Source organism: Anaerosacchariphilus polymeriproducens (assembly GCF_003363435.1).
GTDB lineage: Bacteria > Bacillota > Clostridia > Lachnospirales > Lachnospiraceae > Anaerosacchariphilus > Anaerosacchariphilus polymeriproducens.
The window spans coordinates 112,771-125,882 of the sequence record NZ_QRCT01000010.1 but is presented as its reverse complement, the minus strand read 5'-3'; the positions used below and the strand labels follow the sequence as shown (position 1 = coordinate 125,882).

12 protein-coding genes and 1 other annotated feature are annotated in these 13,112 nt (G+C 32.6%); all 12 genes read left to right on the top strand.

Annotated features, from left to right (window positions below; all coding sequences use genetic code 11):
- The first annotated feature begins 91 nt into the window (after positions 1 to 91).
- Positions 92 to 314, top strand: a binding site (T-box leader).
- 77 nt (positions 315 to 391) lie between these two features.
- The 12 genes from thrS to DWV06_RS02530 all read left to right on the top strand — a co-directional run bounded on the left by thrS (position 392) and on the right by DWV06_RS02530 (position 13,105).
- Entirely contained in the window at positions 392 to 2,149 is a 1,758-nt protein-coding gene (thrS, locus tag DWV06_RS02585) for a threonine--tRNA ligase (RefSeq protein WP_115480627.1), read from the top strand.
- The gene (locus DWV06_RS02580; protein WP_115480626.1) at positions 2,146 to 2,727 is read left to right on the top strand and encodes a DUF1349 domain-containing protein; all 582 of its coding nucleotides are present in this window, start codon (positions 2,146 to 2,148) and stop codon (positions 2,725 to 2,727) included. Before thrS ends, DWV06_RS02580 begins: the two co-directional genes overlap by 4 nt.
- A gap of 65 nt (positions 2,728 to 2,792) precedes the next feature.
- Positions 2,793 to 3,419, top strand: coding sequence for a DUF4397 domain-containing protein (locus tag DWV06_RS02575; protein WP_115480625.1), 627 nt, complete (start codon positions 2,793 to 2,795; stop codon positions 3,417 to 3,419).
- Positions 3,420 to 3,737: 318 nt separating this feature from the next.
- Positions 3,738 to 4,784 carry a BMP family lipoprotein gene (locus DWV06_RS02570; protein ID WP_115480624.1) on the top strand — a complete coding sequence of 349 codons (1,047 nt, stop codon included), beginning with the start codon at positions 3,738 to 3,740 and terminating at the stop codon, positions 4,782 to 4,784.
- Positions 4,785 to 4,865: 81 nt separating this feature from the next.
- A complete protein-coding gene (locus tag DWV06_RS02565) occupies positions 4,866 to 6,365 on the top strand; it encodes an ABC transporter ATP-binding protein (RefSeq protein ID WP_115480633.1) in 1,500 nt (499 codons plus the stop codon).
- The gene (locus tag DWV06_RS02560; protein ID WP_115480623.1) at positions 6,358 to 7,428 is read left to right on the top strand and encodes an ABC transporter permease; all 1,071 of its coding nucleotides are present in this window, start codon (positions 6,358 to 6,360) and stop codon (positions 7,426 to 7,428) included. Before DWV06_RS02565 ends, DWV06_RS02560 begins: the two co-directional genes overlap by 8 nt.
- Positions 7,428 to 8,363, top strand: coding sequence for an ABC transporter permease (locus DWV06_RS02555; RefSeq protein WP_115480622.1), 936 nt, complete (start codon positions 7,428 to 7,430; stop codon positions 8,361 to 8,363). The genes DWV06_RS02560 and DWV06_RS02555 overlap by 1 nt, the downstream gene beginning before the upstream one ends.
- 117 nt (positions 8,364 to 8,480) lie before the next feature.
- Entirely contained in the window at positions 8,481 to 9,152 is a 672-nt protein-coding gene (locus DWV06_RS02550) for a response regulator transcription factor (RefSeq protein WP_115480621.1), read from the top strand.
- Positions 9,143 to 10,303, top strand: a complete 1,161-nt coding sequence (locus tag DWV06_RS02545; protein ID WP_115480620.1) for a HAMP domain-containing sensor histidine kinase — start codon at positions 9,143 to 9,145, stop codon at positions 10,301 to 10,303. Before DWV06_RS02550 ends, DWV06_RS02545 begins: the two co-directional genes overlap by 10 nt.
- Positions 10,304 to 10,410: 107 nt before the next feature.
- Positions 10,411 to 11,286, top strand: coding sequence for an ABC transporter ATP-binding protein (locus tag DWV06_RS02540; protein WP_115480619.1), 876 nt, complete (start codon positions 10,411 to 10,413; stop codon positions 11,284 to 11,286).
- Entirely contained in the window at positions 11,287 to 12,504 is a 1,218-nt protein-coding gene (locus DWV06_RS02535; protein WP_115480618.1) for an ABC-2 family transporter permease, read from the top strand.
- Positions 12,467 to 13,105, top strand: coding sequence for a hypothetical protein (locus DWV06_RS02530; RefSeq protein WP_115480617.1), 639 nt, complete (start codon positions 12,467 to 12,469; stop codon positions 13,103 to 13,105). The genes DWV06_RS02535 and DWV06_RS02530 overlap by 38 nt, the downstream gene beginning before the upstream one ends.
- The last annotated feature ends 7 nt before the right edge of the window (positions 13,106 to 13,112 follow it).

Sequence of the window (13,112 nt, the reverse complement as noted above, 5' to 3'; positions counted from 1 at the left end):
ATTATCAAAAATGGGGTACATGACTTTGGTGATTAGATATAAAAAGCTTGACAAAAATAGTACTAGGCTTATAATAGTAAAAAATAGCATAGGAAAAGCATTGACGGAAAGAGTAGTTTAATGGAGGTATCCAGAGAGAGAAATAGCAGGTGGAAATTTTTCATACCAGAAGTTCAACGAAAACCATTCCCGAGCTGTAATACCCAATTCATTAAGTAAGTATTACCGTACGCCTGCGTTAAAGGATAGGATTTGTTAGAATCTGAAGTGAAAAGTTAAGGTGGAACCGTGCATAGAAACAATGCACCCTTAAAATTGTATCATTTGTGTACAATTTTGGGGTGTTTTTCTTATGTTATTCTATTTGAAATTATGAAAGGAGACATAAGGAATGAAAGTAATTAGAAGTGACGGATCGATTATTGAGTTGAGTTTTGAACAAGAAGAAGGGAGGGAAGCATTTCAAAATACATCGGCAATTATTCTGGCATATGCAGTAAAAAGATTATATCCAAAAACAAAATGTGCGATTGGATCAATCATAGAAAATGGTTTTTACTATGATTTTGACTTTGATTTCGATTTTACAGTGGAACATTTAAAATTAGTTGAGAAAGAAATAGAAAATATTATTAAATTATCCATTCCAATAGAAGATTATGATATGAAAAAAGCAGATGCTTTAGAAGTTATGAAAAGCAGTAAAGAGTGGTATAAGTTACAAATAATTCAAGAACTTACGAATGAAGAATCTATTCATTTGCTTAAACTTGGAGATTATTTTGAAGTTTGTAAAAGAACTCATGTAAGCAATGCTTGTATCATAAAAGCATTTAAATTAACAACCATAGCGGGTGCGTATTGGAGAGGGAATGAAAATAATAAAATGCTTACAAGAATCTACGGAACATCATTTCCTAGTAAAGGACAATTAGATTCCTATTTAAAAATGCAGGAAGAGATAAAACATCGAGATCATAGAAGAATAGGGAAAGAATTACAACTATTTTCATTTACAGAAGAGGGACCAGGGTTTCCATTTTTCTTACCAAACGGAATGGTAATTTTAAATCTATTAAAGGATTATTGGAGAAGACTTCATATAAGAGAAGGATATGTTGAGATTTCTACACCACTAATTCTAAATAGGGAATTATGGGAGAATTCTGGTCACTGGGAACATTATCGGACAAATATGTATACAACAAATATAGATGAACAGGAATATGCAATTAAACCAATGAATTGCCCTGGGGGAATGTTGGTCTATAAAATGAGTCCGCATTCTTATCGAGAGCTACCATTAAGAATTGGTGAACTTGGATTAGCACATAGACACGAAAAATCAGGTACTTTGCATGGTTTAATGAGAGCACGATGCTTTACACAAGACGATGCTCATATTTTTATGATGCCGGAACAGATTTCTCATGAGATTAAAGGCGTTATTCGATTAATTGATGAGGTACATAAAAAATTTGGATTTGAGTATCGTATGGAATTATCTACAAGACCGGAAACTAGTATTGGTAGTGCAAAAGATTGGGAAATGGCAACAAATGCATTAAAAAGTGCATTAGATGATATGAATTATTCTTATCAAGTAAATGAGGGGGCTGGTGCGTTTTACGGACCTAAGATTGATTTTCATATAAAAGATTCTATTGGAAGAACCTGGCAATGTGGTACAATACAGTTAGATTTTCAATTACCTTTACGTTTCCAAGCAGAATATATTGGAGCAGATGGAAAAAAACATCGTCCTATTATGATTCATCGTGTTGTATATGGTTCATTGGAACGATTTATAGGAATTTTGATTGAGCATTATGACGGCAAATTTCCTTTATGGCTTTCGCCAATACAGATTAAAATACTGACTGTTTCAAATAAATATTTGAATAAGGTAAAAAGGATATTTAATCAATTAACTGAGTTGGGTTTTCGCGTAGAAATCGATGATCGAGAAGAAAAGTTAGGTTATAAAATAAGAGAAGCCAGGTTAGATAAAGTTCCGTATATGTTAATAATAGGGCAAAAGGAAATAGAAAAGGGAAGTATATCTGTTAGAAGTAGAGATTATAACCAAATGGGGAGTATGAGTTTGAATGATTTTGTAGAATTTATTAAGGAGGAAAGTATTGTATGAGTAAAACTATTTTGAATGAAATGACGTGGTTCAATGAACCGCCACAATGGGAACTTAATGAAAACTGTTTAACGGTGAAAACGGGAAATAAAACAGATTTCTGGGTAAAAACATTTTATGGATTCGAAAGAGATAACGGACACTTTTTATATAAGAATGTAAAAGGTGATTTTACGGTTCAGGTAACATTGATTGGAAATTATGAAGAACTTTATGATCAAGCCGGATTAATGGTTAGAATTGATGAAAAAAATTGGGTTAAGACAGGTATTGAGTTCACAGATTCAGAAATTCATCTAAGTGCAGTAGTGACAAAAGAGTATTCAGATTGGTCGGTTCTTAATTTTCCGAATTATACGGGAGAATTAACAATTAGATTAACAAGACATGGTAAGGCTATTCGAATACAGTACTTGGCTGATAAAGGAAAATGGAGATTAATAAGGTTAGGATATTTGGATATTCCGGAAGAATGTCAAGTAGGAATAATGTGTTGTTCGCCACAAAGAGAAGGATTCGATGTTGAATTTAAAAATTTTTCTATTATAGATCCGATTTCACCAAACTTACATGAATAGAATGTATAACCAAAGGTATCTTAAAGCATATATTATATCATAATATAATTATTTTGAGGTATCATATGTACAATAAAAATAATAGAAACAATTTACCGATGGGTTCAATAGGGTATGTTCGTGTCATGCACACAGTGCCGGATGCACCCAATGTAGATATCTATGCGAATGATGAACTAATTGCTGAAAATCTTACTTATGGAGAATATACAGATTATTTACCAATACCACAAGGCATTTATATGATTACTCTTTATGCAGCAGGGTCTGAAGATGCTCCTATTTTATCAAACTTGTTAATGGTTCATGGGAATTGCTGCTTAACTGTAGCTGCTATGGGTATGCTTAACAATATAAATTTTATTGCAATTTCAGATGCTGATGCACCTCTACTTCCCAATAGAGCAATGGTACGATTCATGCATCTATCGCCTGATGCTCCGGCAGTCTATATTACATTACCTGATGGAACGCTTCTTTTTAATATGGTATCCTTTGGTCAAATTACTCCTTATACCGAGGTTATGCCGATGAACTATACTTTAGATGTTAAAGTGGCAGGAACAACAACAACTGTACTTACAGTGCCTGATGTTAATTTATCGGCAGGTAAATATTATACTATTTATGCAATAGGTCTTGCAGATGGTTCTCCAGAACTTGAAGCTTTATTATTAGAAGATGGATTATAAAAAAATTTAGTACATTTTGGAAGTTAGCGCTTCTGAAATGTACTTTTTTTACAAAAAAGTTAAAAGTTTGTCAAAAAAACAGATAATACGTAGAATTTACGAACTTAAATTCAGTTGACATAAGAGAAAGCGTTAAATATACTAAAAATAACTAATATTGGCATAAATAGACATCGGATAAAAATTAATTTTGATTTTTTTCTACATTAAATATAATACGGGAGGTGAAGATTGGAAACTTTTTCATACAGTTCAATTTAGAATTGTATGTGAAAATCACTTAAAATTAACTTAAATAGCAGAAAAGGAGAAAGTGATATGAAAAAAAGATTATTATCGTATATTTTGGTACTTACTATGGTTCTTATTATGACAGCGTGCGGTTCTGATAAAGAAAAAGAAACCACATCAACGAATACAACAGGAAAATCAGTCAAAGTCGGATTGGTTACAGATGTTGGGGGTGTAAATGATGGTTCGTTCAATCAATCATCTTTGGAAGGCTTACAAAGAGCAGGAAAGGAACTGGGGATTCAAGTCAACTATTTAGAGTCCAAGACAGATGCTGATTATAAGCCCAATATACAGACCTTTCTTGAAGATGATTATGACTTAATTATTTGTATAGGCAAGTGGCTTGAAGATGCTACGAGAGAAGCAGCAGAAGATAATCCAAAGAAGAAGTTCGCAATTATAGATGATATGTCTATGGCTGATATGCCCAATGTTACTTCTATTATGTTTGAACAGTCTCAATCTGCTTATTTAGCAGGTATCGCTGCAGGAAAAATGACAAAAACAAATACAGTGGGTTTTGTTATTGGCAGGACCAATGAAATTATGAATCAATTTGGTTATGGGTATTTTTCAGGTGTATTAGATGCCAATTCAAATGCTAAAATTCTACAGATAAATGCAAATTCATTTACAGATACAGCAGCTGGTAAGAGTGCAGCTGTTAATATGGTGACGAATGGAGCTGATATTATTTTTCAAGCAGCCGGTGCCACTGGACTTGGAGTAATTGAAGGTTGTAAAGAAAGTAATATCTGGGCAATTGGTGTTGATTCTGACCAAAGTTCTCTTGCGCCTAAAAATATTTTGACTTCTGCTATGAAGAGAGTCGATAATGCCTGCTACGATATTGCAAAATGCTGTCAGGAAGGAACTATTAAAAGTGGAGTCATTACATATGATTTAAAAAATCAAGGTGTTGATATAGCGCCTACAAAAACAAATCTTACGGATGATGTAGTTAAGGCTATAGAGGAAACGAAACAAAAAATCAAATCTGGAGAAATTACGGTGCCTAAAACTAAGAAAGAGTTTGAGAAAAAATATGGAGATATTTATGAATTAGATTAAATGGACTATGGGAGTATCATTTGAGGAGGCACAAAAGTGGAGAAAGCATATCAAGTAGATAAAAATAAAGTTGTTATTTCGATGAAGGGTATAGTAAAGAAATTTGACAACTTGCTGGTAAACGACCATATTGACCTGACTGTTCATAAAGGTGAAATACATGCAATTCTGGGAGAAAACGGAGCTGGAAAAAGTACATTAATGAATATTTTATATGGTTTAGCAAAACCGAATTCCGGTGAAATAATTGTAAAAGGGAAAGCTGTTCCTATAGAGAGTCCAAAACATGCAATCGAACTTGGGATTGGAATGGTGCATCAGCATTTTATGCTGGTACAGCCATTTACTGTAACCGAGAATATAATTTTGGGAATGGAGACATTGAATGGAATTGTTTTAGATATAAAGTCAGCCAAAAAGAAAGTGCTAGAAATATCACAAAAATATGGTCTTAAGGTAGACCCAGATGCTAAGATTGAAGATATTTCTGTTGGAATGCAGCAAAGAGTAGAAATTCTAAAGGTACTATATCGAGGAGCAGATATACTAATTTTGGATGAACCGACCGCATCTTTAACGATAGCTGAAATAAATGAATTGATTGAGATCATGAATCATTTGGCTGCGGATGGAAAATCCATAATACTAATTACACATAAACTCAAAGAGATTAAGGCATCAGCAGATTATTGTACGATTATCCGGCAGGGTAAATACATAAAAACTGTTAAGGTGGATGAGGTTGAAGAAAATCATTTGGCATCTATGATGGTGGGACGTGAATTGGTCTACGAAGTAGATAAAAAACCTATGCTTCCCGGTAAAACAGTAATTGATATAAAAAATCTTCATGCAAAGGATTATAGAGGGGTTGAAATATTAAAAGGTCTTAATCTCATGGTCAGGCAGGGGGAGATTGTCGGTTTGATCGGTGTAGATGGAAATGGACAGACAGAATTAATTGAGATTTTGACCGGACTATTAAGAGGAGAATCCGGAGATGTCATTATGAATGGTGAAAGTATTTTTAATGCTGAGCCAAAACAGGTTTTTGATAAAGGCGTTTCCAGTATACCAGCAGATCGGCAAAAACATGGTCTTATCTTAGAATATTCAGTTGCAGATAATTTGATCTTACAAAATTATAATCAAAAGCCATTTTCCCAAAAAGGAATTTTGCAAAGAAATGAAATAGAAAAATATGCAGAAGAACTTATCGAAAAATTTGATATCAGACCTAAAGATTCAGTGAATAAACCAGTGGGTCAATTATCCGGTGGAAATCAACAGAAAGTGATTATAGCAAGAGAAGTAACGAACGATAAAGATCTGCTTATAGCAGTGAACCCCACGAGGGGACTTGATGTTGGAGCAATTGCGTTTGTCCACAAATATATTGTAGAGCAGAGAAATAAAAAGAAGGCGGTACTTTTAGTTTCCTTTGAATTAGACGAGATAATGAGTTTGTCAGATCGCATCGAAGTTATCTTTGATGGTCAGATAACAGGCAGTGTTTCAGGAGATGATGCAGATGAGAATACACTTGGTTTATTGATGGCAGGAGGTAAATTGAATGAATAAGAAAAGAAGCATATTAAGCAATCATGCTTTTTATCTGTTGATTGCAATTATCTTAGGTTTTTTAGCTGGAGCTATCATGTTATTGGCTGTCGGAGTAAGTCCTATAACTGCATATGGCAAATTATTAGAGAGTGTATTTAGTAGACCAAAGTTTATTGTTTGGTCAATGAATTATGCAACTCCGCTTATTTTGACCGGTTTAGCAGTAGCGTTTTCTTTTAAAATGGGAGTTTTCAACATTGGTGCAGAAGGGCAGTTCGTTGTAGGTTCTATGGCAGCCTGTGCGGTTGGTGTTTTAGTAGATGTACCTGCTGTGTTACATGTACCATTGTGTATTTTAGCAGCTATTTCAGCCGGGGCAGCATGGGCTCTTATAGTAGCATATCTTAAAATAAAAAGAGGGATTAATGAGGTACTTTCCTTTATCATGTTTAATTGGATCGCATTTTATCTTTCTAATTTTATGGTGAATCTAAAAGTAATGCACAAAGTAAATAATAGAGAAGCAACAAAAAATGTTTTGGATTCTGCAAGGATTTTTTTTCCAGAAAATGTGCGTGACATATTAGGCTGTTCCAGTGCAAATTATGGTTTTATTTTAGCTATTATTTTAGCTGTAATTATATGGTTCATCTTAAAAAAAACCACCTTAGGTTATACCATATGTGCAGTAGGGTATAATATTAATGCAGCCAAATATTGTGGAATTCATACGAATCGGATCACTTTAACTGCAATTGGTATTTCCGGAGGTCTTGCAGGACTTGGAGGTGCAGTTCAATTACTTGGAATGACAGGTAGACTCAGTAAATTTGCCGGACAAGAAGGGTTTGGATTTCAAGGGATTACGGTAGCTTTAATCGGAGCTTCGAATCCAATAGGCTGTATTTTTTCAGGACTATTTTATGGAGCTATGAAATATGGTGGTTCAAAACTCAGTTTAATTGATGTACCTACTGAAATTGTAGATATTATTATGGGTATGATTATTCTATTGATTGGAGTTTCGTATACTCTAAAAAGTGATTTTCTGAAAAGAGTCATAAAGAAGGAGGCTGAATAATGGACGTTATCATACAGAACCTTGGTATCATTATAAATGCGACTCTGACTGCAACACCTCCACTACTTTTTGCAGCTCTAGGTTCTTGCTTCTCAGAGCGCAGCGGTGTAATAAATATTGGGATAGAAGGTATGATGACCATAGGCGCTTTTAGCGGAGTGGTGGCAGCTTTACTTACCGGAAATCCATGGCTTGGATTCTTTTGTGGTGGACTTGCAGGTGCGTTATTTGGGGTAATTCATGCAATCGTTTGTATTTCCTTTGGAGCAGATCAGACTATTTCAGGAACAGCGATTAACTTTTTAGCACCGGGCATTGCTATTTTCTTTTGTAAAGCTATCTATAAAAACTCTTCTCAGACCCCGTCACTTGATACCGTGCAAAAACTACCGAAACTTTTTGATGGAGTTTTTCCGGTACGATCATTTTGGAATAATGTTTTAAATACATATACTGCTACATATCTTTGCTTTATTTTAGCAGTATTTATTTGGTTTCTATTTTATAAGACCAGTTTTGGGATGAGATTGCGCGCGGTCGGTGAGCATCCAAAAGCATGTGAAACACAAGGTATTAATGTTTTTAAGGTTCGATATATTTGTGTCATTGCTTCTGGATTTTTAGCGGGACTTGGTGGGGCATACGTAACTTTGGCTACCGTTAATCAATTCAGACCTAGTGTTATAGTAGGTCAAGGTTTTATTGCAATTGCTGCTGTCATTTTTGGAAAATTTACTCCCCAGGGCTCCGTAAAGGCATGTCTTTTCTTTGGGTTATGTAGTGGTATAAAAACTTTGGCTGCGAATGGAAATTATGTATCTCCGGATTTGATTTCTATGATTCCATATATTGTGACGATTATCACTTTGGTTTTATTTGTAGGAAAAACAAGGATTCCTGCTGCGAATGGGAAACCTTATTTAAAAGTAAAGTAACTATAAGGCTATTCTAAAAGCACCGCTCGAGTAGAGTGGTGTTTTTTTAGAGTAGATTTTTTATAGAGAATTTTATAAGATAATTAATATGGAATACGGAGAAGAGGAAGTGAAGACATGCAATATAAGATATTAGTAGTAGATGATGAAGAAGAAATTTGTAATGCGATAAAGGAATATCTGAACATTGTTGGTTATATTGTTTATACAGCCAACAATGGTAAAGAAGCAATGGAAAGATTATCAATTTTGCCTGACCTTATTTTGCTGGATATTAACATGCCGGGAATGGATGGATTAGATGTATGTAAAAGAATTCGAACTCATGTTAATGTCCCAATACTATTTTTAACAGCCAAAATAGAAGAACAAGACCGAATCAATGGTCTTATGGCTGGGGCAGATGATTACATTATAAAACCTTTTGCACTTGAGGAGCTTCATGCTAGAATCGTGGCTCATTTACGTAGGGAAGAACGAGGAAAAGGTAAGAAGAACATTATGGGAATAGGAGACTTTATTATAAATTATAGTGAACGTAAATTGTTTGTAGGAGAAAAAGAAATTTTTCTCACCAAAACAGAATTTGAAATTGTAGAGTTGTTAAGCAGACATAAAGGACAAGTATTCGATAAAGAAACTATTTATGAAAAGATTTGGGGATTTGATAAAGAAGGGGATAGTGCGATAATTATGGAACATGTGCGTAGAATTCGAAGTAAGTTTTCAAAAGAGTGGAAAGGGGAAGTAATAGAAACTGTCTGGGGAGTAGGATATCGATGGGTATAATACATATCATAAGGAAAAAAATCAAATATAAAGCAGAAAATCTTGGTATCAGAAAATCGCTATTTTTATATATTTTTGTAGGTATTCTAACTGGTATGATTGTTTGGGGATTTGTAGTATGTTTTGTTGAAAATTGGAAAACTATAATAGTTTCTTCTAATGATATTGCTTTAATAGACAGACATTACATTTTAGAAAATTATAATTTAAAAATAAAAAATCAGATTTTATTATTAGAGAAAATAGAAATAATAGCCCTGCTATTTATTTTATTAATTACCATATTTTTAATAAGCCATTTCTATTATAAAAGAAGATTGAAAGAACCATTCGAAATTCTTAAGAAAGAAATGCAGTATATTTGTCGAGATGATTTGAGTTTTGATTGCAGTTATATAACAGATGATGAAATGGGGATGATTTGCGTTGGGTTTAATAAAATGCGTCTTCAGTTAATAAAAAATAGAAAAAATCTTTGGGATTTAATGGAGAATCAGCGACAATTAAATGCTGCATTTGCACATGATATTAGAACGCCATTAACAATTATGAAAAGTTATACCCAATTGTTATTGAAATATTATCAGACTGGAAAGATATCAGAAGCAAGACTTTTTGAAATAATGAAAATAATCGATAATCAGGTTGACAGATTAGAGACTTTTTCTTCAACAATGAAAGAAATCCATTCATTTGAAGTTTTTAAACCTGGAAAGAAGAGAGTGAATTTAAAAGATTTAGTTAAAATAGTGAGGAATAATGTTAAGGGTATGGATCGTGATATCCAGGTTTCTATGAGAAATAGAGGATCGAATGATAATCCAAAAGAAATATACTGTGATTGTAATTTGATTCAAGAAGTTCTTGATAACTTAATCGTAAATGCAATACGTTTTGCTAAGAATATCATATGTGTTGAATTGGTATTAGAAAATGAAAATTTATTTATATTTGTAAAAGATGATGGAAAAGGTTTTGATCCAGAAGCTTTAGAAAAGGCAACACATCCATATTTTTCAACGGATAGGAATCATTTTGGATTAGGTCTAACAATAAGTAAGATATTAACAAAAAAACATGGTGGAGATTTGGAACTAATGAATTCAATCCATGGCGGAGCTATTGTCTGTGCTTATTTTTATATTGAATAATTACATCAAAAATAAATGATAGAGAAAGCATAGAGAATTCTTATTTATTATAAATGTATAAGTTGAATCATGAACAAGCTTATACATTTTAAAATTGGAGGGAAATAATGAATACAGAGATTGTTTTAAAAAATGTAAATAAGTTTTATGGAAAAAATCAGGCATTAAAAGATATTAGTTTAACGATTCCTAATGGTATGTTTGGTTTGTTGGGAAGGAATGGTGCGGGCAAAACAACCTTAATGAAAATATTAGCTACACTTCATAATGCAGATACTGGTAAAGTAATGATTTGTGGCTTGGATGTTGAAGAACGTGCAAAAATCCGTGATAAGATAGGATATTTGCCGCAGGATTTTACAATGTATGGAACTATGAGTGTTTATGAAGTTATGGATTATTTAGGTACACTTGCAGGATTAAAAAAGAAAGAAAGAGCTCTTAGAATACCTCAAATGCTTGACAAAGTAAATTTACAGAATAATTATAAAACAAAGGTAAAAGCCATGTCTGGTGGGATGAGAAGAAGGCTGGGCATTGCTCAGGCATTGCTAAATAATCCACAAGTATTAATTGTAGATGAACCTACTGCGGGGTTAGATCCAGAAGAACGTGTGCGTTTTCGTAATCTTCTATGTGAGATAGCAGATCAAAGAATTGTAATTCTATCAACGCATATTGTGGGTGATATTGAGGCCACTTGTGAAAATATTGCAATTTTACATGAGGGAGAATTATGTTTTTCTGGAAAGGTAAGTGAACTACTTAATATAGCGAAAGGAAAAATTTATATTGCAGAGATTTCTAAGTTAGAATTAGAAGAAATGAAAAGTAAATACATAGTAACAGGAATGTTGACTAAGGGAAGTAAAGTTGAAGTACGTTTTGTTTCTGAAGATAATTCTTTTCCTTATGCAAGGTCTGTTGAACCAAATGTGGAAGATGCTTATCTCTATCTGATGAATGGGAAGGAGAAGGTTTAAATGTTTATGAGTTTATTTTTAAAAGAATGTAAGATATGGTGTAAAAGTATATTGTTTTATGCATATATTATAATTCTATTCTTTTTTTATGTTACACAAATGAGATCAGAATCAGCAATAAAGAGACCTAGACCTGGAGAAAAGGAATATGGAATTACATACTCAGAAAACAATTCAGATATAATGAATGGGACACTTAAAGTACTTCTTAATGAATATTATAATAATAAATTTGTGACTTATCCGATGGGGTTTTATAAACCAGTAATACTTTCTGCAAATGAAATAAAACAGGTAGAAAAAAATATTAGCAAATTAACAGGTATTACTGAAAAAGATTGGAAAGAAAAATTAGATCATTATTATGAAAGTAAAAATATAAAATGGTCATTTTATATTACAAAAGATATTGGTTACAATGAATTCTTGTCAATTATGTCTGATTTAGAAAAGGTAATAGGGAAAGGAAGTAAATATAGCGCAAAGGCTCTGAAAGGAAATGCAAAAATAGCAAAGACATATGAACAGGCGCTGAAGGAATATGATGAATTTTTGAAAAAAGATAAAGTGACGAGAGCATATGCGAGAGTATTTAGCGATTATATGGGAATAGTTTTGGCAATTCTACCTGCTTTTTTTGGAGTGGCAAGAGTACTGCAAGATAAGAGAAGCAATGCTTCTGCTGTTATATATTCAAAAAAATGCAGCTCTATTATTATTGTACTTTCAAGATGTTTGGCTATAATAGTTATGTTATTTATACCTGTTTTAATTCTTTCTTGTTTTTCCTTGGTTGAATCTTTATATATTGCAAAAACGATGGGGGCGGCCCCTGATTATTTTGTCTATTTAAAATTTTGTATCGGATGGCTTTTACCGATTCTTATGTTTGTATCCATGTTATCCTATTTTATTACAGAATTAACAAATAGTATATTAGCATTATTAATAAATAGTGGAATTTGGTTTGTTTCAGTATTTTTAGGATTCGATTCCCCATTGATTTCTGTAGGATGGAATCTAGTTCCTCGATTTAATATAATAGGCATGCATGGAATGTTTCAAGAAATATTTCCGCAGCTTGTAAAAAATAGAATTTTATATTCTATACTTGGAGTTTTTATGATATTGATAAGTATTCTTATTTATTCTATAAAAAGAGAAGGGGGTCATAAGTTTTATGGAAAGATATCTCAAAATTTCAATAATCAATCTTAAAATAACTTTTTTACCTCATATATTAGTTATACTATTTATGTGTTTTATAGCACCATTTATTATGGGGGTACAAAATTTGCAGCCAGATCAAGTAGCGAAAATCGTAGAGTCTTATCTTTCCCTTTTTGGTATCATTCTTTTCCTTCCTGTTTTTATACCTGATATGAATAATAATATTAGAGATTTGATTGCTTCCAAAAAAGAGTCAATGATTACTCATCACTGCATTAGAGTAATGGAAGCATTAATATTATTATTTTTAGTTGGAATGCTATTTTTATTTTATTTAAAAAGTGGTGATTGTAGATTTTTAATTGAGAAGATGTCATATTCACTTATAGCAAATTCTATATTTCTTGGAGGAATGGGAATGCTCGTGTTTGCTATTTCAAATCAAGTAGCCTTTGCTTACATGATACCAATTACTTATTATATTATTTGTTATGGTTCAGGAAAAAAATATCTTGGTAACTTCTATCTGTTTACTATGCAGTATGGTAGTTTTCAGGAAAAATACTATATTTTTGTACTAGGACTCATAATGATAACTACAGCAATTATTGTACGAGATGTAAAATTTAATTTAAGAAAATACAAATAGAAAAGTA